Origin of the sequence: Streptomyces viridifaciens (assembly GCF_001888885.2) — a bacterium.
Lineage (GTDB): Bacteria > Actinomycetota > Actinomycetes > Streptomycetales > Streptomycetaceae > Kitasatospora > Kitasatospora aureofaciens.
Map to the genome: position 1 here is coordinate 3,055,127 of NZ_CP090841.1, position 20,828 is coordinate 3,075,954.

A 20,828-nucleotide genomic window follows, 5' to 3' on the forward strand; every position below is an offset into this window, starting at 1 on the left:
CAAACAATACTGATCGGCGCATTGTACGAATTGGCGTATCAGACATCACAAACCGGACACTTCGCACGCGGCGGAGTTTCCGGGCCTTGGCTAGAAGAGCAGGTCAGAGGCCTGCCGGGTCAGCGGCCCAGCACCGCCCGCATCACCGAGCGGGCGATCGGGGCGGCCAGTGCGCCACCCGTGACGTCCGTGGCGTCACTGTCCGCCACCACCACGGCCACCGCGACCGGCGGCACCGCGTCCGAGCCGGCCGGCCCGGCCCAGGAGATGAACCAGGCGTACGGTGTCCCGCTGTTGTCCACCCCGTGCTGGGCGGTGCCGGTCTTCCCGCCGACCACCGCCCCCGCGATCCGGGCGTTGCCGCCGGTGCCGTTCTCCACCACGTCGGTCATCAGCTTCCGCACCTGCCCCGCCACCGCCGGGGTGACCGCCCGCCGGTAGACGGCCGGCCTCATCAGCTCCACCTCGGTGCCGTCGCTCCTGGTCAGCTTGTCCACGAGCTGCGGACGCATCACCGTCCCGTCGTTGGCGATCCCGGCCGCGACCATCGCCATCACCAGCGGGGTGGCCGCGGTGTCGAACTGCCCGATCGAGGAGAGCGCCAGCTCGGCGGGGTCCATCGAGGTGTCCACGTTGGACCGGACCGGGCGCACCGGCACGTCCAGCCGGGGGTCGTTGAAACCGAAGCCCTCGGCCGTCGCCACCACCTTCGACAGCCCGGTCCGCACCCCGAGGTAGCCCAGCACGCTGTTGCAGCTGGCGGTCATCGCGGCGTCCAGCGACAGCCCCGGCCGGTCGCAGTCCGCGCTGTCGTTGACCAGCGGCGTGGTCGTCCCCGGCAGCACGTACGGGAAGGGCGCGTCGGTCGGCGCACCCGGATCGGTGACCACCCCGGCGCTCAGCGCCGCGGCGGCGGTGACCACCTTGAAGGTCGAGCCCGGCGGGTAGGTCTGGCGCAGCGCCCGGTTGAGCATCGGCTGGTCGGTGTCGTCCCGCAGCCGGTTCCAGGCCGTCCGGTCGGCGCCCGAGGAGCCGGCGAAGTCGCCCGGGTCGTAGGAGGGGGTGCTGGCCAGCGCCAGGATCCGCCCGGTGGCCGGCTCGATCGCGGCCACCGCGCCCTTCCGGCCGCCGAGCCCGCTCATCGCGGCCTGCTGGGCCGCCGGGTCGATCGTGGTGTGCACGTCCCCGCCGGGGTTCTGCCGGCGGGTGATCGCGTCCCACAGCGACCAGCCGGTCAGCCGGCCGTCGGTGCCGGTCAGCAGGCCGTCCTCGGTGCCCTCCAGCTGGCTGTTGCCGTACGCCTGGGAGGCGAAGCCGGTGACGGCGGCGTACGTCGGGCCGTCGGTGTAGCCGCGCTTGTACGCGTACCGCCCGCCGGTGGGCCGGGAGCCGGTCACCGGGCGGCCGCCGACCAGGATGTCGCCGCGCGGCCGGGCGTACCGCTCGATGGTGAGCCGCTGGTTGGCGGTGTTGTGGTCGAGGTCCGCGGACTCGAAGACCTGCACCCGGGTGGCCTGCACGCACAGCGCCCCGACCAGCAGCAGGCAGAAGGTGGCCGCCCGGCGCCCGGTGACCGAGATCCCGGGCAGTCCCTGCGGGCCGTTGCCCCGCGCTCGGGTCGAGGCCATCAGCCCACCTCCGGCCCGGGCGCCGGGAAGGGCGCGGGAGCGGGAGCGGGCCGCCGGGCGTCGTCGCTCATCCGCACCAGCAGCGCGACGACGATCCAGTTGGAGACCACTGAGGAGCCGCCCTGGGCGATGAACGGCATGGTCATCCCGGTCAGCGGGATCAGCGCCAGCACCCCGCCCGCCACCACGAACACCTGCAGGCCGACGGTCGCCGCCAGCCCGATCGCCAGCAGCCGCCCGAACGGGTCGCGCAGCGCGATGCCGGTCCGGAAGCCGCGCGAGACCAGCACCGCGTACAGCAGGAACACCGCGACCAGCCCGGTCAGGCCGAGCTCCTCGCCGATGGTGGCGAGGATGAAGTCCGACTTGGCGGCGAAGCCGATCAGCACCGAGTGCCCGTTGCCCAGCCCGGTCCCCAGCTCCCCGCCCCAGGCGAAGGCGAACAGCGACTGGGCGATCTGGTTGGCGCCCCTGCCGGCCGCGATCGACCCCAGCGGATCCAGCCAGTCCACCACCCGGCTGTGCACGTGCGGCGAGAGCCGGCCCACCGTCACCGCGGCGACCGCCGCCAGGCCCAGCCCGATCGCGATCCAGCCGGTGCGCGCGGTGGCCACGTAGAGCATCACCACGAACAGGCCGAAGTACAGCAGGGACATCCCGAGGTCGGTCTCCAGCACCAGCACCCCGACGAAGGCCGCCCAGATCATCAGCACCGGCCCGAGCACCCGCCCGCGCGGCAGGTGCCAGCGCCAGACCCGGCGCCCGGTGAGCGCCAGCGCGTCCCGGTGCACCGCCAGGTAGGCGGCGAAGAAGACGGCCAGCAGGAGCTTGGCGAACTCCCCGGGCTGGAAGGAGAGCGGCCCCACGACGATCCAGATCCGGGAGCCGTACACCGGCGGGAAGAGGACCGGCACCACCAGCAGGACCAGCGCCACCAGCGCCCCGAGGTAGGCGTAGCGCCGCAGCCGCCGGTGGTCGCGCACCAGCAGCAGCACCGCGATGAACAGCGCCACTCCCAGGCTGGACCAGAGCAGTTGGGCGGAGGCCGCCTCGCGGCCCGGGGTGGCCCGGTCGAGGCGGTGGATCACCACCAGTCCGATCCCGTTGAGCAGCACCGCGATCGGCAGCAGCAGCGGGTCCGCGTACCGGGCCCGCCACCGGACCACGCCGTGCGCCGCCAGGGCGAGCACACCGAACTCGGCCCCGTACCGGGCGGCGTCGGCCGGCACCTCGCCGTCGAGGTTCACCCCCACCTCGACGTAGCCGAACACGGCGGTCAGGACGGCGGCCAGCACCAGCACCAGCTCGGTGGTGCGCCGGCTCGGCACCGGCCGGTTCGGCCGGGCGGCGGATCTCGTCACGGCGGAGGGTGTCGCCACGGACCGTCCTGGGGGAGGCGGGGTTGGCCGGGTCGGGCGCCGATGCCCGGGGTTCGTCACCCTAACGAGCGCTGTCCACATGTATCGGCTCTTCACCGCGGTGTGTCCGCAATTGCGCCCGCGGTCGCCTACTCCGGCCACCGCCCGGCCAGCGCCGCCACCCCGGCCCCGACCGCGGCCGACAGCACGGCGGCCAGCAGCAGTTCGCCCCAGGGCGCGGCCGGCCGCCCGGTCCGGGCCGCCGTCACCACCCCGCGCAGCGCCGCGTTGGCCGGCGAGACCGGCACCACCAGCGCCGCCGCGGCCAGGCCCAGCGCCGCCAGGACGCCGTACGGCGCGCGGACCAGCACCGGGCGGTTGCCCAGTGCCCCGGCCAGCACCCCCAGCAGCACGCAGACCACCGAGGTGACCAGCCCGGCCAGCAGCGCCGGGCCGACCCCCGGCTCCCGCTGCGCCCCCGGACCGGCCACCGGCCCGCTGACCCACCACAGCGCCGCCACCTCGCCCACCGCCAGCAGCAGGCCCGCCGACAGCGCCGCCAGCAGCGCGCCCAGGTGCACCCGTGCCGGGCCCGCCACCGCGACCAGGCAGGCCCGCGAGGCCGGCGGCTCGGCGGTCAGCGCGCCGCGCACGTACCAGGCGCTCACCGGCACCAGGAGCCCCGCGCCGTAGCCGAGTCCGCCCAGCAGCGGGTCCCCGGCCGTCACCCCGACCACCAGCAGCAGCGCGAACGCCAGGAACGGCGGCAGCCAGGCGTGCGAGCGCACCAGCAGCTCCAGGTGGTACCGGGTCAGTGCCCCGACCTGCCTCACCCCTGCCCCTCCCGTCGACGCACCGCCAGCACCCGTACGGCCGGGCGGCCGAGCAGCAGGCTGCGCAGCAGCGCGTCCGAGTGCGCGGCCGCCACCGTCAACCGCACCGCCGTCCCACCCAGCGCGGTCGGCTCCGGCCCCCCGGGCAGGCGCTCCGGCAGCGGGGCGCCGTCCGGGACGTCCACCTCGATCTCCATCACCGGGCCGCCCCCGCCCACCGCCCGCGGTGGCGGCTCCTCCTCCGCCGGGCACAGTCCACCGTCCGCACCGACCCGGTAGGCGGCGCTGGTCCGCCCGGCCAGCCGGGCCGGGTCGTGGTCCACGAACAGCACCGCGGCGCCCGCCGCCGCCCGTTCGGCGGCCGCCTCGTCCAGCACCGCCCTGGCGCCGGGGTCCAGCCCGGTCCAGGCCTCGTCCAGCAGCAGCACCCGGGCCTCGGCGATCAGCGCCTGCGCCACCGCGACCTTCTGGCAGGTGCCCTTGGACAGCCGGCTCAGCGGGGTACCCGCCCGGTCCGCGATGCCGAACCGGTCCAGCCACTCCCCGGACCGCCGCCGTGCCACCGCCTCCGACAGCCCGTGCACCCGGCCGACCCGCAGCAGGTACGAGGCGGCGTCGAACGGCAGCGCCGGCGGGAAGCGCTCCGGCACGTACGCCGCCGCCCCGGGCCGAACCACCCGGCCGGTGCTCGGCCGCTCGATCCCGGCCACCAGCCGCAGCAGGGTCGACTTGCCGCTGCCGTTCGCCCCGGTGATCCGCACCAGCTCCCCCGACCCGACGGCCAGCCGGACACCGCGCAGGATCCACCGGCCGCCCCGTCCGTACCGCTTGCCGACCGCGGTCAGCTCCATCCGCACGCCCGCCTCCCTCCGAACCGTACGAAGGCTATCCGCCGCGGATAAGCCCGGCGTGAGCACGACGGCCCGCAAACGCCCCTCGGCGCGCCGGAGTTCACACCGGGGCAGGTGGGTGCACCGTCCGGTCCCGTTTGGCCCTGACGAACTGATGATCCCTAGGATCTGCCGGGTGAATACCGGACGACGACCGAAGACCAGGCTCGGCAGCCTGCTGGCCGCCCTGGCGATAACGGGCGCCTCGCTGCTCCTCGGCCTGCCCGCCCACGCCGACGAACCCTCAGCCGGCGCCTCCGCCGCACCCAAGGAGAACCCCAGGGTCGACCTGATCCTGGACGTCAGCGGCTCCATGAACATCGCCGACATCCAGGGCAAGAGCCGCATCTCGGTGGCCCAGAACTCGCTGAACGAGGTGATCGACGCCCTGCCCGGGGAGACCGATTTCGGCATCCGTACCCTCGGCGCCACCTACCCCGGCAACGACAAGACCGCCGGCTGCCAGGACACCAAGCAGCTCTTCCCGGTCGGCAAGACCAACAAGGTCGAGGCCAAGACCGCGGTCGCCACCCTGCGCCCCACCGGCTGGACCCCGATCGGCCTGGCCCTGCGCGGCGCGGCCCAGGACCTCGGCAAGGGCGACGCCACCCGCCGGATCGTGCTGATCACCGACGGCGAGGACGACTGCGCCCCGCCCGACCCGTGCGACGTGGCCCGCGAACTCGCCGCCCAGGGCATCCACCTGGTGGTCGACACCCTCGGCCTGGCCCACGACGACAAGACCACCCAGCAGCTGATCTGCATCGCCAACGCGACCGGCGGGAGCTTCACCGACGTCCGCACCCCGCAGCAGCTCACCGACAAGGTGAAGCAGCTGGTCGACCAGAGCAACGACACCTACACCATCAACCCGGTCAGGACCACCGGCACCGACAAGTGCGAGAGCGCCCCGGTGCTCACCCCCGGCGTCTACAGCGACCGGGAGAAGTTCTCCGAGCACCGCGTCTACAAGGTCCCGGTCAAGTCCGGCCAGGAGCTGCGCGCCTCGGTCAGCGTGGGCCTCGACCGCGCGATGGCGCGGGACTACGGCGTCCTGCTCCAGGCCACCAGCGCCACCGGCCAGGAACTGGTCCGCGGCACCGACGCCGGCAGCACCCGCACCGACGTGATCTCCACCGGCCTGCGCTGGTCCACCGACGACTCCAAGGGCTACGTCACCGCGAGCCCGACCACCTCGGCCAAGGACAAGGACAAGGACAAGCCGGACACCACCGTCTGCCTGGTCGTCAGCAACTCGCTGGCCCCGCAGGCCGGTGTCCACACCGATCCCGGCATGCCGCTGGAGCTGACCGTGGACCTCGCCTCCGCCTCGCCCGCCCCCGAGGGCGCCGCGATGGGCCTCGGCCGCGGCTGGATCCTGCTCCTCACCCTCACCCTGGCCGGCCTGTTCTCCGGCCTGGTCGCCGGCTGGATCGCGCGCTGGCGGATCGCCGTCTGGCGGGAGAACTGATCATGCGTACGACGATCCGCGGCGTCCTCGCCGCCCTCGCCCTGCTGCCCGCCCTCGCGCTGGGTGCCCCGGCCGCCTCCGCCGCCCCGCCGTCCCCGACGGCGACCGCGAGCGGCACCGCGGCCCCGGCCACCAAGGCCGGCACCTCCTTCCTGACCGCCGTCAACCTCTCCCCCGGCCAGGACGCCGACGTCGCCGTCTCCACCGGCGACTACCTGTACTGGGCGTTCGGCGCCTCCGAGGGCCAGACCCCGACGGTCAACCTGTCCGTCAACCTGGCCCCGGCGGGCGACCGGCACGGCCCGCAGACCTGGACCGTCGAGGTCTTCGACGGGCTGCGCCGCCGCCAGTCCTGCACCGCCGGCACCCAGAACGCCACCGGCGACCAGAGCGCCACCAGCCTGACGCTGAGCTGCACCCTGCGCGAGGTCCGCACCTGGGCCGAGCCGTGGTCCGGCGACCCGCTGCCCGGCACGTACTACGTCCGGCTCTCGGTCACCGACGCCCCGCAGCCCGACCTCGGCCTGGCCGCCACGGCCCACCTGCACGTCGCCGCCAAGGGCAACGCCGACAACGCCCAGCCCGAGGGCGGCACGCTCAAGGCCCCGCTGGTCCCGCCGGTCGGCGGCGGTGCGAGCACCGCCAAGGCCGCGGCCCCGGTCGCGGAGAAGGAGCACTGGTACACCGGCTGGTTCTCCGGCTGGAACAGCCGCTGGTACTGGACCATCGGCGGCGGCTTCCTGGCCGCCCTGGCCGGCGTCCTCGGCTACCACCTGACCCGGCACCCGCGCGGCCGCCGGCCCGGCCACTACGGCGCCGTCCCGCCCCAGGGCTCGCACCAGCACGGCTCCTACGCCGAGCGCCCCTGACGAACCCACTCCCACGGGGGCCGGCCGGACACCTTCCGGCCGGCCCTCCGGCGTGTCCGCCCCGACGGCGGTGTCTACGCTCGAACCATGCAGCCGCACGGCCTGATCGTGGTCGGTGTGGACGGCTCCGCGCCCGCCCGCGCCGCCGTCCGCTGGGCGGCCCGCCTGGCCGGCCTCACCGGCGGCCCGCTGGAGGCGGTGGCCGTCTGGGACTTCCCCTGCCTGCTCGGCGAGCACGGCCTCGTGCCGCCCGCCCTGGACGGCTTCGAGAGCGAGCGCCGCGCCGCGGAGATCCTCGCCGAGACGGCCGGCGCCTGCACCGTCCCGGTCCGCCGCAGGCTCAGGACCGGTCCACCCGGCCCCGCCCTGGTCGCCGCCGCGACCGGCGCCGCCCTGCTCGTGCTCGGCAACCGCGGCCACGGCACCCCGCCGGACGCCCCGCTGGGCACCGTCGCCCAGTACTGCCTGCACCACGCGCCCTGCCCGGTGGTGATCGTCCGGCGGGACCAGAGCCGTGAAGACGGGCCCTGACTCACCCCTTGAACAGGTTGTGCCCCACGTCGGACGGCACCTCGTCCTGCACCGGCTTGCTGCCCGGCCCCGGCACGTGCTCACCGGGCACCGGCTCGGTGCTCTCCCGGTGCAGCAGCACCACGCCGTCCTCGGCCCAGAGCTGCCGGTAGCCGTGCGCCAGCAGCAGTTCGATCCGGTCGGCCTGCTCCTTGTCCGTCTTGAACGGGAAGGACCGCTTGTCGGACCGGGTCAGCACGTACTCGCGTCCGCGCGGCGTCCCGTCCACCAGCACCACGTCGGTCCGGGCGGTCAGCCGCGGGGCGATCTGGTTGTCCGCCTCCACCGGGGCGCCGTCCGGGATCAGCCGGGCCGCCCGGACCAGCGCGGCCTCGCTCGCCCTGGGCTCCCAGGAGGACGGCACCGCCAGCTGCAGCAGTCCGATCGGCACCGCCGCGACCAGCGCGACCCCGACCGTGCCCAGGCCCAGCAGCCGGGCCCGCCGACGGGTCCGCTCGGGCCGTTCGACGCTGCTCATCCGCCCCAGCACCTCGACGGTGGCGGTCAGCAGGACCGGCCAGAGCATCGAGTCGTAGTGCCGGGCGATCGACCAGTGATTGGGGTTGCTGGACAGGATGCGCTCGGCCAGCAGCGGCAGCATGCACAGCACGGTGGCCGAGCGCAGCGGCAGCAGGAACAGGGTGCCGAACAGCCAGAGCAGCAGCAGCGGCTTCAGCGGCTGGTCGAAGGCTGCCTGCACCAGCAGGAACGGGTCGTGCAGCAGGTTCCGCAGCGCGTCGCCGCCGTCGTCGCCGAGCGCCTTGTAGTTCCAGTAGTAGCCCGGCTCGCCGCCCATCGCGGGGATCAGCCACTTGATCGCCACCGCCGAGGCGATCGGGCCGCCCAGCAGCAGTCCGATCCCGGTGAACCGCCCGGCCCGGTCCGCGGTGCGGCGGGTGCGCAGCAGCAGCACCAGCCCGTACGCGCCGACCAGCAGGCCCAGGTCCTCCTTGGTGCAGCAGAGCAGCACCGCGGCGAGCACCACCGTGCCGTAGCGGCGGGCCTGGCCGCGCTCCAGCATCAGCAGGGTCAGCGGGACGGCGAAGGCGACCTCGTGGAAGCCGACCCGGGAGGCGACCAGCAGCGGCCAGCCGAGCGCGTAGGCCAGCCCGGCGAGGTCGGCGGCCCGGCGGGCGGTGCGCTGCTCGGCGGCGGCGAAGGCGTGCGCGGCGATCCGCCGGATCAGCGGCACCCCGAGCGCGAACAGCAGCGCCTGCCCGATGATCAGCGAGCGCGGGTCGTCCCAGATCCAGTACAGCGGGGCGAGCAGCGCCAGCACCGGGGAGAAGTGGTCGCCCAGCAGCGAGAACCCGGGCGGGAACTCGTGGTGGTAGTACTTCAGCGTGGAGACCGGCAGGTGGAAGTGGGCGTAGCCGCGCACGCCCTGGTCGAAGATGCCCAGGTCGAATCCGCCGAGCGAGACGGAGGACCAGCCCTGCATGCCGATGGCGCACATCACCGCGAAGCACAGCACGCTGAGCAGCACGGTGCGCCGGACGGGCGGGGCCAGGACGGCCGCGGCCCTGCGGGCGGCGGGCGCGGCGGCCAGGGGCGGCGACGGGGTCGCGGTCTGGGTGGTCACGTCGGCTCCGGTCCGTCTCTGGTCCGTCAGGTCCGATTGGTCAGGGCGCGGTCACGGGCGGGGTCGTGCTCGGTGTCGTGCTCGGGACCGCGGTCGCGGTCGAGGGCGAGGTCGAGGTCACGGTCGGCGTCGGGGTCGAGCTTGGCGCCGAGCAGCGCCCAGGCCCCGGCCGAGGCGTCGGCCTCCTGCCGCCGGGCGCGGTACAGCCGCAGGCCGATGACGACCAGGACGGCGATGCCCAGCGGCGGGTAGATCGCGCCGGGCAGCTGCCAGTACCAGGCGACCCCTCGGCCCCAGCGGTGCGGCACGGCCCACATCACGTGGGAGAGGAACACCAGCAGCGTCGCACCGAGCAGCACCCTGCGCCCGGTGCTCCTGGCCTCCGCGGCCAGCAGGGCGATCAGCGGGATGCACCAGACCCAGTGGTGGGTCCAGCTGATCGGGGAGACCAGCAGCGCGGTGAGCGCGGTGCAGACGCCGCCCCAGGCGTCGGCCCGGCGCAGCACCCGGACGGAGCGCCCGGCGAGCACGGCCACCCCGAGCCCGAGCGCGGCGACCAGCCCGGTGGCGATCAGCCCTACCGTGCCGGGGTCGTTGGCGTCGAGCAGCCGGCAGACGGCCCCGCGCAGCGACTGGTTGTCCACCAGCACGGTGACGCCGACCCGGCTCGGGTCCCACAGGTACTTGGTCCAGAAGCCGTACGAGCCGTCCGGCAGGGCGACCCAGCCGATCAGGCCGGCCGCCAGGAAGGTGCCGATGGAGACCAGCGCGGCCCGGATCCGGCCGGTGAGGATCAGGTAGACGGTGAACAGGCCGGGGGTGATCTTGATCGCGGTGGCCAGGCCGATGCCCACGCCCTTGAACCGGCTGCGGTCCGGCCGGGTCAGGTCCCACAGGACCAGGCAGAGGATGGCGAGGTTGACCTGGCCGTACTGGAAGGTGGTGTACACCGGCTCCAGCCAGACCCCGAGGCCGGTCGCGAGGACGGTGGCGGCCGGGCGGTACCGGCGGGCGGGCCAGCCGGCCAGCTTGAGCGACAGGTGCACGGCCAGGCCGAGCAGCGCGTAGTTGCCGAGCATCACCAGGATGCGCAGCGGGCTCACGTCGAACCAGGTGCTCGGCACGAACAGCATCGCGGCGAACGGCGGGTAGGTGGCCGGCAGGTCCCAGCCGGGCAGCCGCATCGCGTACAGGTCGTCGCCGTTGACGACGGCCTGGCCCTCGGCCCGGTAGACGAGCATGTCGACCATGTTCGCCCCGTGCAGGTGCCGCTGGACGACGAAGGCCGTCAACGACAGCACCGCGACGCAGACCGCCGCGACGGTCCAGGAATTCGGTCTTCCGTTCGCCGGGCCGCTCTCGGGCCCCGCCGGGTTCGCCTGCCGCGTCCACCGTTTCAGACCGAACTCGCGCACCGCGATGGCACCCCGTTGAGATAGACCAGATCGTTCCCTCGTCAGCGTCTGGGCCCACCCACCATAACCGACCCCTCTGAGACTCCCCTGAGTCCCAAAGTGCGTCAGATTCCGCCTGGTGAAGGCGGTGTGAGCTCCGTCACGAGGCGAGTGCCCACCCCCGACGAGGGCCGCAAAACACGAAATCCCGCCGGGAGTTGACTCCCGGCGGGATTTGCTGGGCCGGTCGGAACCGGTCCGTTGGGTGGAGCTGAGGGGATTCGAACCCCTGACCCCCTCGATGCGAACGAGGTGCGCTACCGGACTGCGCCACAGCCCCAACGAGAAGAAACTCTAGCACCTTTCGGAGGGGGGTCGTGACCACCCCCTGGTCGGGGGCGGTCACGGCGGTCACTCGTTGGCCGCGCGGGGGCGGGGCTCCGGAGCCGGGGCCTCGGCGTACTGGTCGAAGAGCGGGGTGCTGCGGGTCTCGGCCGGGCGCCCGGCGGTCCAGGTGCCGGGGGCCGACAGGTCGAGGCCGCGGGACACCCGGGGGGCGACCGGTGCGGTGACGTAGGTCGGCAGCGGGACGGGCACCGGCTCCCAGGAGTCCGGGCCGGCCGCACCGCGCTCGCGCATGCCGTCGACCCACTCCTCGTGCTCGGTCGCCTCGGCCACCGCGGAGGCGGAGGCCATCTGGACGGTGGCCTCTCCGGCCTCGGCGGCCAGCCGCAGGTGCGGACGGCGGCCGGCCCCCTGCTCGGCGGGCGGGTCCCGGTCCGGCTCCACCGCGACGGGCGTCTCGACCGTCGGCCGGTCGTCCGTCGGGGCCTCGGCGCGCTGCCGCTCGCGCTGGCGCAGCCGCTCGGCCGCCTGGGCGGCCCGGGTGCGGTCGAGCTTCACCTCGTACCGCTGGCGCTCCAGCTTGCGCAGGTGCCCGATGTAGAGGGTGAGGAGGAGCGCCGGGACGGCCGGGACCCAGAGGAAGGCGAGGCCGGCCACCGCGGCGACCACCGCGCCGAGGGCGAAGGCGAGGAAGAGGACGGTGACCATCCGGCGCCGGCGGGCCAGCAGCCGAGCCCGGCGCTCGCCGCCGACCGCCCGCAGCGGGGCCGGCCGTTCGGCCGGGCGCTCCGGGGCGGGTTCGGGCTCCCGGGTGGCGGGGTCGCCGGAGGCGGCCTCGTCCCCTTCGGGAGGGCCGTCGTTGCTCTGCTCGCCGTCACGCGGTTCGTCGCCCAGGGCCCGGGCTGCCCGCCGCTCCAGCGCCGAACGCCCGGCCAGCAGGCGGATGGCGGTGCTGAAGCGTTCCGTCGGGCGCGCCTCGTTGAGTTCGTCCTGCCTGCGGAGCCACATCGGCACCAGATAGGCGGCCCAGGCCCCTACGATGACGGCGTAGATAAGGCCGCTACTGCTCACGATTCACACCGTACGGGCGCCGGGGAAGGCCTGGCAGCAATTTGGCGCGGCGTGTCGTGTGTTCAAGCTGATTCTCCGACTATTTTGCCGGCATTTGTGACGGTCCGCCACCGCGTCGATGCCATATCGATATTTTTTTCGAACAAATATTCAATTGCCTGGCCCGCGGCCGGAACTGAGCGCCCGCCAGCGCTCCAGCATCCCCTCCGGGACCTCCTCGGCGGTCAGGGCGTAGACCAAGTGGTCCCGCCAGTCCCCGTCGATGTGGAGATAGCGCGGGCGGATTCCCTCCGAACGGAAGCCGAGCTTTTCCACCACCCGGCGGCTGGGGCCGTTCTCCGGGCGGATGCAAACCTCGATCCGGTGCAGCCCGAGGGTGTGGAAGCAGTAGTTCACCGAAAGCGCCACCGCCGTCGGCATGATGCCCCGCCCGGCCACCGCCTCGTCGATCCAGTAACCGATGTTGGCCGAGCACATCGAGCCCCAGGTGATCCCGCCGACGGTCAGCTGACCGACCAGCTGGCCCTTGTGGATCACCACGAAGGGCAGCATCCGGCCGGCCGAGGCCTCGCCGCGCAGGAAGCGGACCATCTGCCGGTACGTCGGGCGGGGGCCGACGGCCTGACCCGCCGGGCCGGGCGGCACGGTGGCCTCCCAACGGCGCAGCCAGTCCCGGTTGCGGCGGCTCACCTCCTGCCACTCGCGCTGGTCGCGGGCCCGGATCGGGCGCAGCACGACCTCCCCCTCCTGGAGCTCTACCGGCCAGCCGGCGTTCAGTGCGCTCTCCCGGAAGCTGGTGCGTCGGGCCGGGGGTGGTCCCCGCCGCCGAGCTGGTCGACGGCGTGGGCGAGCAGCGGCTCCAGGACGGCCAGGCCGTCCTTGACGCCGCCGGTCGAACCCGGCAGGTTGACGATCAGGGTACGTCCGGCGAGCCCGGCGAGCCCGCGGGAGAGCGCCGCGGTCGGCACCTTGTCGCGGCCGTGGGCGCGGATCGCCTCGGCGATGCCGGGGATCTGCCGGTCGATGACCCGGGCGGTCATCTCGGGGGTGAGGTCCATCGGCGAGATGCCGGTGCCGCCGGTGGTCAGCACCACGTCGTACCCGGCGGCGACGGCCTCGCGCAGCGCGATCTCGACCGGCTCGCCGTCCGGAACGATCCGGGGGCCGTCCACGGTGAAGCCCATCGCGGTCAGCCCGGCGACCAGCAGCGGGCCGCCCCTGTCCTCGTACACCCCGGCCGAGGCCCGGTTGGAGACGGTCACGGCGAGTGCCCTCGTGCGCCCGCTCACTCCGCCACCTCCGGCGCGAACCAGTCGCCGCTCTTGCCACCGGTCTTGCTGAGCACCCGGACGGACTCGATGGCGGCACCCTTGTCCACCGCCTTGACCATGTCGATCACGGTCAGCGCGGCGACCGTCACCGAGGTCAGCGCCTCCATCTCGACGCCGGTGCGGTCGGCGGTCTTCACGGTGGCGGTGATCTCGACCGCGTCGTCCGCGACGGCGAGGTCGACCTTGACGCCGGAGACCGCGATCGGGTGGCAGAGCGGGATCAGGTCCGGGGTCCGCTTGGCGCCCATGATCCCGGCGATCCGGGCCACCGCGAGGGCGTCCCCCTTGGGCACGCCCTCGCCGCGCAGCAGCTCCACCACCTTCGGGGAGACCCGGACCCGCCCGGCGGCGACGGCGGTGCGCGCGGTGGTGGCCTTCCCGGACACGTCGACCATCCGGGCGGCGCCCTGCTCGTCGACGTGGGTGAGTCGGTCGCCGGGGTTCGGTGTCGTCACGGGTACTCCAGGGGCGCGCAGGTCGAATACCGCGCTACCGTACCGCTCCCCGACTCGCCCGCTCGCCTCCGGGCGCTCTTGACCCGGCGCCGACGGTCGGCGCTCCGTCGCTCCCTCGCGCTCTCCCTTTCGACGCCGGCGCACCCTGCGGCTCGGGGCGGAACCCGCACGCCGAGCGCGGCAACCACTCCCCTCCGGGGTCCTCAGGAGTCCAGCAGCACCACGTCGACCTCGCTGCCGGCCGGCAGCTCGGTGGTGTCCTCGGGGACGGTGATCAGGCAGTTCGCCCGGGCCAGTGCGCCGACCAGGTGCGAGTCGGCGCCGCCCACCGGTTCGACGGTGCCGTCGGCCGCCGAGTACCGGCCGCGCAGGAACTGCCGGCGGCCGGCCGGGGAGCGCAGCGCGGACGGGCAGAGCGCGCGCACTACCGGGCGGTGGACGTCGGCCGCGCCCAGCATGGTGCGGATGGCCGGGCGGACGAAGAGCTCGAAGGAGATGTAGGCGCTCACCGGGTTGCCCGGCAGGGCGAGCAGCGGCACCCCGGCCGCGCCGCCGATCCGGCCGAAGCCCTGCGGTTTGCCGGGCTGCATCCGGAGCCTGCGGAAGTCGATGCCCCCGTAGGACTCGAAGACCTCCTTGACCACGTCGTACGCGCCGACGCTGACCCCGCCGCTGGTGACGATCAGGTCGGCCCGGCCGAGCTGGTCCTCCAGGACGGCGCGCAGCAGGTCCGCGTCGTCGGGGACGCCGCCGACCCGGTAGGCGATGGCGCCGGCCTCCTGAGCGGCCGCGGTGAGGGTGAAGCTGTTGGAGTCGGCGATCTGCCCGGGCCCGACCGGCTCGCCGGGCTGGACCAGCTCGCTGCCGGTGGAGAGCACCACCACCCGGGGCCGCGGCCGGACCTTCACGGTGGCCCGGCCGACCGCCGCGAGCAGGCCGAGCTGAGTGGGGCCGAGCCGGGTGCCGGCCTCCAGCACGGTGGTGCCAGCCGCGACGTCGCTGCCGCGGCGGCGGATGTGGGCGCCCTCGGCGACCGGGCGCAGCACCCGGACCTCCTCGTCGGCGACCGGCGCGGTCATCGCGGCGGCGGCCGTCCCGGTGCCGGTGCCGCCGTCGGTCCACTCGACCGGGGCGACGGCCTGGGCGCCGGGCGGCAGGGGCGCGCCGGTCATGATCCGGGCGGCCTGGCCGGGGCCGACCTTGGGGAGTTCGCCCGCGCCGGCGGCGATGTCGCCGACCACGGTGAGCACCGAGGGGTAGATGTCGGTGGCGCCGTCGGTGTCGGCGGTGCGCAGCGCGTAGCCGTCCATCGAGCTGTTGTCGAAGGGCGGCAGGTCGCCGTCGGCGACCACGTCCTCCTCCAGTCGGCAGCCCTGGGCGTCGAGCAGCTGGAGCTCGATCGCGGGCAGCGGGCCGATCGCGGCCAGGATGTCGGCGCGGTGCTCGTCCACCGTCCAGAAGCGAGGAGCCGCCGGTGCCCGGTCCGCGGACCCGTCGCAGCAGGCTGCGGGGGTGGTGCTGTGTTCCGTGGACCCGGTCATCGGCGGCTCGCTCTCTGTGTGGGGGATCAGTCCTGCAGCTCGGAGCCGACGAACTCCCGGAGCCAGGAGCGGAACTCCGGGCCCAGGTCCTCGCGCTCGGCGGCCAGTCGGACGATAGCGCGCAGGTAGTCGGCGCGGTCGCCGGTGTCGTAGCGGCGGCCCTTGAAGAGCACGCCGTGCACCTGGCCGCCGGCCTCGGGGTCACGGGTGGTCAGCTCGCGCAGCGCGTCGGTGAGCTGGATCTCGCCGCCTCGGCCGGGCGGGGTCTCGCGCAGCACGTCGAAGACCAGCGGGTCGAGGACGTAGCGGCCGATGACGGCGTAGTTGGACGGGGCCTCGCCGGGCTCGGGCTTCTCGACCAGGTCGGTCACCTGGAAGACGTCCTCGCCGAAGCCGTTGGCCTTGACGGCGGCGCAGCCGTAGAGGTGGATCTGGGAGGGGTCGACCTCCATGAGGGCGACGACCGAGCCGCCGAGCTCCTGCTGCACCTCGATCATGCGGGCGAGCAGCGGGTCGCGCGGGTCGATCAGGTCATCGCCGAGCAGGACGGCGAAGGGCTGGCCGGCTACGTGCTGCTCCGCGACGGAGACGGCGTGGCCGAGGCCCTTCGGGTCGCCCTGGCGGACGTAGTGCATGTTGGCCAGCTCGACGGACTCGCGGACCCGGCGCAGGCGGTCCTCGTCGCCCTTGCGGACGAGCAGCTCCTCCAGCTCGTAGGCCCGGTCGAAGTGGTCCTCCAGCGCGCGCTTGTTGCGGCCGGTGACCATCAGTATGTCGGACAGGCCCGCCGCGGAGGCCTCCTCGACGACGTACTGGATGGCCGGCTTGTCGACGACGGGCAGCATCTCCTTCGGGGTGGCCTTGGTCGCCGGAAGGAAGCGGGTGCCCAGTCCGGCCGCGGGTACCACGGCCTTGGTTACCGGAATACGGGAGGTGGTCGTCGTCATGCGTTTACCTTACTCAGGCACGTTTTCGCCCGGCCGAGCACGGTCGGACGGCTAGGACAGCACGTTCCGGGGCACGGCCACAGTGGCAGGCGTATGGGAAGCGACCGGCTGGGCCAGGGGGTCCCCTCCGGTACAGGCCGACAGACTACCCGGCTTTCCCGAACGGTCACGTTCGGCAGTCGACGGCCGCTCCGGGGCCGAAGCCGGCCGCTCACGGGGGCCGCCGGAGGGCTGTCCGGGGCGCGGTGCGATCCGCCAGCAGTCGCCGCCGGCGGCCCGTGCCGCGGCCAGCGCGGTGTCCGCGGCGCGCACCAGGACGGCCGCGTGGGTGCCGTCCTCCGGCAGCACGGCGATGCCGGCGGCGGCGGTCAGGCCGTTGCCCGCCGGGCGGGGCGCCCGGGTGCCGGAGGACCAGTCGAGCAGCAGGTGCCGACGGACCGACCAGACCAGCCGCTCGGCGACCTGCACCGCGCCCTCGGCGCCGGTGTCCGGGAGCACCACCAGGAACTCCTCGCCGCTGTACCGGCCCAGGGTGTCGGCCCGGCGGATCTCCATCGCGAGCCGCTGGGCGAGGTCGCGCAGTACGGCGTTGGCGCGGGCGCGGCCGTGCTTGGCGATGACCGCGTCGAAGCCGGCGATCTCCAGCAGCAGCACGGCCAGCGGGCGGGGGCCGTCGGCCTGGTCGGTGTGCTCGGCGCGGCGGGCCCGTTCGATCTCCCGGTCCAGGGTGAGCTGCAGGTGGCGGTAGTTCCAGACGCCGGTGAGCGAGTCGCAGGAGGCGGTGCGCTCCAGCTCGGCGCAGCGCTCCTCCAGTTCGGCGATCCGGCCGTTCAGCCGCTCCCGGTCCTCGGCGGCCTCGGTCCGCTCCCGGCGCACGCGCAGTCCCAGCACGGTGGCGCCGGCCAGCGCGGGGGCGCTCAGCGCGGCCAGGGCGTGGACCAGCAACGGGGTGGACAATCGGGGCACCCTTTCGCGTGTCAGGCTCTGCGCGTCACGGTTTTCGGACGTGGAGGATCCGGTGCACAACGAGAAGAGCGACCTGAGGACACGGCTGTTGACGCGGCGCCGCGCCCTCACCGCCGAGGGGCGCGCCGAGGCGGCCGACGCGCTGGCCGGACACGCCTGGGAGCTGGCCGCCCCGGGCTCCACGGTGGCCGCCTACGTCTCGGTGGGCGCGGAACCCGGGACCAGGCCGCTGCTGGACGCGCTGCGGGAGAGCGGGGTGCGGGTGCTGCTGCCGGTGCTGCTGCCCGACAACGACCTGGACTGGGCCGAGTACGCGGGGCCGCAGACGCTGGTCCCGGCCGGGCGCGGGCTGCTGGAGCCGGTCGGGCCGCGGCTCGGGCCGGAGGCCGTCACCGGTGCCTCGGTGGTGCTGCTGCCGGGCCTGGCCGTGGACCGGGGCGGGCTGCGGCTGGGCCGGGGCGGTGGCAGCTACGACCGGGTGCTGGCCCGGCTGGGGCGGGCGGGGGTGCGGCCGGTGCTGGCCGTGCTGCTGTACGAGCACGAGCTGCTGGAGCGGGTCCCGGCCGAGCCGCACGACCTGCCGGTGGACCTGGCGATCACCCCCTCCGGGGTGCGGACGCTCGGCTGAGACGGCGGCGGCCCCGCTCCCCCGGCTGGGGAGCGGGGCCGCCGTGCGCGTGCCGTACGGGCGTCAACCGGTGGTGAGCACCAGCTTGTGCTTGGTGGCCTTCTCCACCGCGTCGGGGGTGAAGGCCCAGGTCAGCAGCTTGCCCTTGAGCCAGAGGTCGGTCTGGTCGTTGTAGTTCGCGTGGAAGGCGTGGCCGGACTCGCCGCCGACGTTGATCCAGCGCGAGGAGTCCAGGTCGTTCAGGTCGACCACCATCCGCATCGACGGGATCCAGTCCACCTGGTAGCCGGCCGCCGCGTTCCAGCCCGCCGCGTCGACCGCCGCCGAGCCGCCGGAGAGGCGGTACGGGCCGCGGTTGAGCAGCTTGTGGACGGCGCCGGAGGCGATCGAGGAGTTGTCGGTGCCGAGGGTCTGCTCGCGCAGCTCCAGCTTGTGCAGGCGGCCCCAGCTCCAGGTGGAGATGTCCTTGCCGAGCAGCGAGGTCAGGTCCTGCCGGGCGTTCTTCATCGCCTCCTTGAGCAGGTTGTCCAGGCCCTTCTGCTCCTTGTGCTGGGAGTCGATGTACGTCCACCACGAGCTGTCGGGCTTGTCCAGCTGGGCCCGGACGACCTCGGTCCAGCGGTCGCCGCCGTCCGGCTGGGCCTTGCCCGGGTCGCGGGTGCCGCACTGGGTGACGATCTTGCTGGAGCTGTCCGGCTTGGTCGGGTCGTCCTGCTGGCGAACCAGCAGGCAGTTGTCCTTGGCCCGGATGTCGGCCGGGAACTTCTGGCCGAAGGCGAGGCTGAGCAGGTTGCGCCAGACGCCGTTGTAGTAGGCGGCGGCGGCCGAGTCGGCGTCCTGGTGGTAGTTCCAGTCCTTCAGCAGGTCCTGGGCCCGGCGCACGTACGGGTCGTCGATCTGCTGCTTGAGCAGCAGCGGGACGAGCGTCTTGGCCATGATGCTGGTGTTGTCCAGCTGGAGGGTCTGCATGTCGTCCGGCGAGATCTTGCCGTTGTTCTTGAGCAGGCCCTCGATCTGGTCGGTGATCTCCTTGGCCCGGGTGCCGTACTCCCAGTCCTTGGTCAGGTTGTACTTGTAGTTGGGGTCGACCACGGCCTGGTTGGCGGTGACGATGTAGCCGACGGCCGGGTTGAAGCTGTACGGCAGGGCGGTGAAGGGGACCGGGTCCGGCTTCCACTGGTAGGAGGAGTCCCAGCCCGGGGCGGGCATCGAGCCGTCGCCCTTGCCGCCGCGCACCGGGATGACGCCCGGGGCCTGGTAGCCGATGTTCTTGGCGTCGGCGTAGATCAGGTTCTGCGCGGGGACGGCGAAGTCCTTGGCGGCGTTGCGGAAGTCGTCCCAGTTCTTCGCCTTGTCCAGCTCGAACACGGCTTCCATGGTCTTGCCGGGGCTGAGTGCCGTCCACTGCAGGGCGACACCGTAGCCGCCGGTGCCGCGGTCGGGGGCGGAGCTGCCGTTGGGGGCGTACTTGCCGACGTTCTGCTGCTCGGTGCTCGTGTCGGAGATGAGCGGCGCGCCGGTCCTGGTGGTGCGGACGGTGATGGTGCGGTCCTCGCCGCCGGCGACCTTGATGGTCTCCTTGCGGAGGTCGAACTTCTCGTCCTTGCCGTCCACCTGGTAGGTGTCCGGGCCGGTGACCTTCTCCAGGTAGAGGTCGGTGACGTCGGCGCCCAGGTTGGTGAAGCCCCAGGCGATGTCCTTGTTGTGGCCGATCACCACGCCGGGCATGCCGGCGAAGGTGAACCCGGAGACGTCGAACTGGCAGGCCGAGGAGAGGGTCCGGCAGTGCAGGCCCATCTGGTACCAGACCGAGGGCAGGCCGGGGCCGAGGTGCGGGTCGTTGGCCAGCAGCGGCTTGCCGGTGGTGGTGTGGGAGCCGGCGACCACCCAGGAGTTGGAGCCGATGCCCTGGCCGGGGCGGCCGAGCAGCTGCGGCATCCCGTCGATCCGGTCGGTGAGGCCCTGCATCAGCGCCTTGGTGGTGGTGGCGCCCTGGGCGGTGCTGCCGCCGGGGGCCGCGCCGGGCTGGGTGGAGCCGTCGGCCGGGCGGTAGGTGTCGCCGCTGACGGTGCCGGTCTTCACGATCGTGCCGTTGCGGGAGTACGGGTACTCCGGGTACAGCTCGGCGATCTTGTCCGGGCCGAAGTCCTGGGCGAGCAGCGAGCGGTCGATCTCCTCCTGGAGGTTCCCGGAGAGGTTCCAGGCCATCGCCTTGAGCCAGGCCACCGAGTCCACCGGGGTCCACTGCTCGGGCTTGTAGCCGCTGTTGACGGCGCCGAGCATGGCGTACTCCAGCGAGGCCTTCTCCCCGCCGGGGTGCTCGGCGAGCCAGGCGTTCACGCCGTCCGCGTAGGCCTGGAGGTACTTCTTGGTCTCCGGCGAGAGCTTGGTGTCGTACTCCTTCTGCGCCACCTGGCGCCAGCCCATGGTGCGGATGAAGGAGTCGGTGTCGACCTGGCTGTCGCCGAACATCTCGGAGAGCCGGCCCGCGGTGATGTGCCGGCGGACGTCCATCTCCCAGAAGCGGTCCTGGGCCTGGACGTAGCCCTGGGCGCGGGACAGGTCCTCGGAGGTGTCCGCGTACAGCTGCGGGATGCCGTTGGCGTCGCGTTTGACGTCGACCGGCGCGCTCAGGCCCGCCACCTTGACCGTGCCGTCCACCTCCGGGAAGGACGCACGGACCGCGGTGACCCCGCGGTAGCCGCCGTAGCCGACGCCGGCCACCAGCAGCACGACCAGCACGATCACGATCAGACGGGCGCGCCGGAACTTCTTCGAGCGGGGCATCTGGGTCCTTGCGGTCCTGACTTCGGGGCGGGCGGGCGTGTCCAGGGCCTGGGGCCGTGACAGGGAACCACATTAGGCCGAGTCGGCGGAGGGCTGTGAACGGGGGACCAAACTAAAGATATGGCAAAATGTTAGACTGAGTAACGATCCGCAACAGGAGCA

The 20,828-nt window shown here is 73.6% G+C and carries 18 protein-coding genes and 1 tRNA gene; 4 read left to right on the forward strand and 15 right to left on the reverse strand.

The annotated features are described in order from the left end of the window. Positions 1-119 precede the first annotated feature (119 nt). From BOQ63_RS20580 to BOQ63_RS20595, 4 genes are all read right to left on the reverse strand, one after another. A complete protein-coding gene (locus BOQ63_RS20580) occupies positions 120-1,628 on the reverse strand; it encodes a penicillin-binding transpeptidase domain-containing protein (protein WP_079183682.1) in 1,509 nt (502 codons plus the stop codon). Beyond that, complete coding sequence (locus BOQ63_RS20585; protein WP_072656310.1) at positions 1,628-2,989, reverse strand: FtsW/RodA/SpoVE family cell cycle protein; 1,362 nt, start codon at positions 2,987-2,989, stop codon at positions 1,628-1,630. Before BOQ63_RS20585 ends, BOQ63_RS20580 begins: the two co-directional genes overlap by 1 nt. A 146-nt stretch (positions 2,990-3,135) precedes the next feature. Further along, complete coding sequence (locus tag BOQ63_RS20590; RefSeq protein ID WP_150476018.1) at positions 3,136-3,819, reverse strand: ABC transporter; 684 nt, start codon at positions 3,817-3,819, stop codon at positions 3,136-3,138. Beyond that, positions 3,816-4,670: an ATP-binding cassette domain-containing protein gene (locus BOQ63_RS20595; RefSeq protein WP_037830243.1), complete on the reverse strand. Its 855-nt coding sequence runs from the start codon at positions 4,668-4,670 to the stop codon at positions 3,816-3,818. Before BOQ63_RS20595 ends, BOQ63_RS20590 begins: the two co-directional genes overlap by 4 nt. A gap of 175 nt (positions 4,671-4,845) precedes the next feature. Between BOQ63_RS20595 and BOQ63_RS20600 the strand changes: the two genes are divergently transcribed. From BOQ63_RS20600 to BOQ63_RS20610, 3 genes are all read left to right on the forward strand, one after another. Beyond that, on the forward strand, positions 4,846-6,180 hold the full coding sequence (locus BOQ63_RS20600; RefSeq protein WP_072654758.1) for a VWA domain-containing protein: 1,335 nt from the start codon (positions 4,846-4,848) through the stop codon (positions 6,178-6,180). Positions 6,181-6,182: 2 nt separating this feature from the next. Further along, positions 6,183-7,049 carry a hypothetical protein gene (locus BOQ63_RS20605; RefSeq protein WP_046386537.1) on the forward strand — a complete coding sequence of 289 codons (867 nt, stop codon included), beginning with the start codon at positions 6,183-6,185 and terminating at the stop codon, positions 7,047-7,049. Positions 7,050-7,136: 87 nt separating this feature from the next. Next, positions 7,137-7,580, forward strand: coding sequence for a universal stress protein (locus tag BOQ63_RS20610; protein ID WP_150476019.1), 444 nt, complete (start codon positions 7,137-7,139; stop codon positions 7,578-7,580). A gap of 1 nt (position 7,581) precedes the next feature. On the opposite strand, the gene BOQ63_RS20615 is transcribed toward BOQ63_RS20610, so the two are convergent. From BOQ63_RS20615 to BOQ63_RS20660, 10 genes are all read right to left on the reverse strand, one after another. After that, positions 7,582-9,201, reverse strand: a complete 1,620-nt coding sequence (locus tag BOQ63_RS20615) for a DUF2079 domain-containing protein (protein ID WP_223885991.1) — start codon at positions 9,199-9,201, stop codon at positions 7,582-7,584. Between the two features lie 26 nt (positions 9,202-9,227). Next, positions 9,228-10,616, reverse strand: coding sequence for a glycosyltransferase 87 family protein (locus tag BOQ63_RS20620; protein ID WP_072654759.1), 1,389 nt, complete (start codon positions 10,614-10,616; stop codon positions 9,228-9,230). 245 nt (positions 10,617-10,861) lie between these two features. Continuing rightward, positions 10,862-10,935 (reverse strand) — tRNA-Ala (locus tag BOQ63_RS20625). Positions 10,936-11,006: 71 nt separating this feature from the next. Beyond that, positions 11,007-12,011 carry a divisome protein SepX/GlpR gene (gene sepX / locus BOQ63_RS20630; protein WP_030286454.1) on the reverse strand — a complete coding sequence of 335 codons (1,005 nt, stop codon included), beginning with the start codon at positions 12,009-12,011 and terminating at the stop codon, positions 11,007-11,009. Between the two features lie 150 nt (positions 12,012-12,161). Continuing rightward, the gene (locus BOQ63_RS20635; protein ID WP_370863250.1) at positions 12,162-12,746 is read right to left on the reverse strand and encodes a GNAT family N-acetyltransferase; all 585 of its coding nucleotides are present in this window, start codon (positions 12,744-12,746) and stop codon (positions 12,162-12,164) included. 38 nt (positions 12,747-12,784) lie between these two features. Further along, the gene (locus BOQ63_RS20640; protein ID WP_030286455.1) at positions 12,785-13,300 is read right to left on the reverse strand and encodes a MogA/MoaB family molybdenum cofactor biosynthesis protein; all 516 of its coding nucleotides are present in this window, start codon (positions 13,298-13,300) and stop codon (positions 12,785-12,787) included. Continuing rightward, entirely contained in the window at positions 13,297-13,797 is a 501-nt protein-coding gene (moaC, locus tag BOQ63_RS20645) for a cyclic pyranopterin monophosphate synthase MoaC (protein WP_030286457.1), read from the reverse strand. The genes BOQ63_RS20640 and moaC overlap by 4 nt, the downstream gene beginning before the upstream one ends. A 203-nt stretch (positions 13,798-14,000) precedes the next feature. Beyond that, positions 14,001-15,338 carry a molybdotransferase-like divisome protein Glp gene (gene glp, locus BOQ63_RS20650; RefSeq protein WP_030552341.1) on the reverse strand — a complete coding sequence of 446 codons (1,338 nt, stop codon included), beginning with the start codon at positions 15,336-15,338 and terminating at the stop codon, positions 14,001-14,003. A gap of 26 nt (positions 15,339-15,364) precedes the next feature. Next, positions 15,365-16,285 (reverse strand): UTP--glucose-1-phosphate uridylyltransferase GalU, encoded by a 921-nt coding sequence (gene galU / locus BOQ63_RS20655; protein WP_030286461.1) that lies wholly within the window; start codon positions 16,283-16,285, stop codon positions 15,365-15,367. 51 nt (positions 16,286-16,336) lie between these two features. Next, the gene (locus BOQ63_RS20660; RefSeq protein ID WP_050366614.1) at positions 16,337-17,242 is read right to left on the reverse strand and encodes a GGDEF domain-containing protein; all 906 of its coding nucleotides are present in this window, start codon (positions 17,240-17,242) and stop codon (positions 16,337-16,339) included. A 61-nt stretch (positions 17,243-17,303) separates the two neighbouring features. On the opposite strand from BOQ63_RS20660, the gene BOQ63_RS20665 reads away from it, so the two are divergent. Continuing rightward, complete coding sequence (locus BOQ63_RS20665) at positions 17,304-17,879, forward strand: 5-formyltetrahydrofolate cyclo-ligase (protein ID WP_030552343.1); 576 nt, start codon at positions 17,304-17,306, stop codon at positions 17,877-17,879. Between the two features lie 63 nt (positions 17,880-17,942). Here the strand turns inward: BOQ63_RS20665 and BOQ63_RS20670 are convergent, their stop codons facing one another. Next, a complete protein-coding gene (locus tag BOQ63_RS20670; protein ID WP_072654762.1) occupies positions 17,943-20,666 on the reverse strand; it encodes a penicillin acylase family protein in 2,724 nt (907 codons plus the stop codon). Between the last annotated feature and the right edge of the window lie 162 nt (positions 20,667-20,828).

Bases quoted from the DNA above. Each gene is read 5' to 3' on its own strand.
- BOQ63_RS20670 (WP_072654762.1), bottom strand. From the start codon at position 20,666: ATGCCCCGCTCGAAGAAGTTCCGGCGCGCCCGTCTGATCGTGATCGTG.
- BOQ63_RS20610 (WP_150476019.1), top strand. From the start codon at position 7,137: ATGCAGCCGCACGGCCTGATCGTGGTCGGTGTGGACGGCTCCGCGCCC.
- BOQ63_RS20605 (WP_046386537.1), top strand. From the start codon at position 6,183: ATGCGTACGACGATCCGCGGCGTCCTCGCCGCCCTCGCCCTGCTGCCC.
- BOQ63_RS20595 (WP_037830243.1), bottom strand. From the start codon at position 4,670: ATGGAGCTGACCGCGGTCGGCAAGCGGTACGGACGGGGCGGCCGGTGG.
- glp (WP_030552341.1), bottom strand. From the start codon at position 15,338: ATGACCGGGTCCACGGAACACAGCACCACCCCCGCAGCCTGCTGCGAC.
- galU (WP_030286461.1), bottom strand. From the start codon at position 16,285: ATGACGACGACCACCTCCCGTATTCCGGTAACCAAGGCCGTGGTACCC.
- BOQ63_RS20580 (WP_079183682.1), bottom strand. From the start codon at position 1,628: ATGGCCTCGACCCGAGCGCGGGGCAACGGCCCGCAGGGACTGCCCGGG.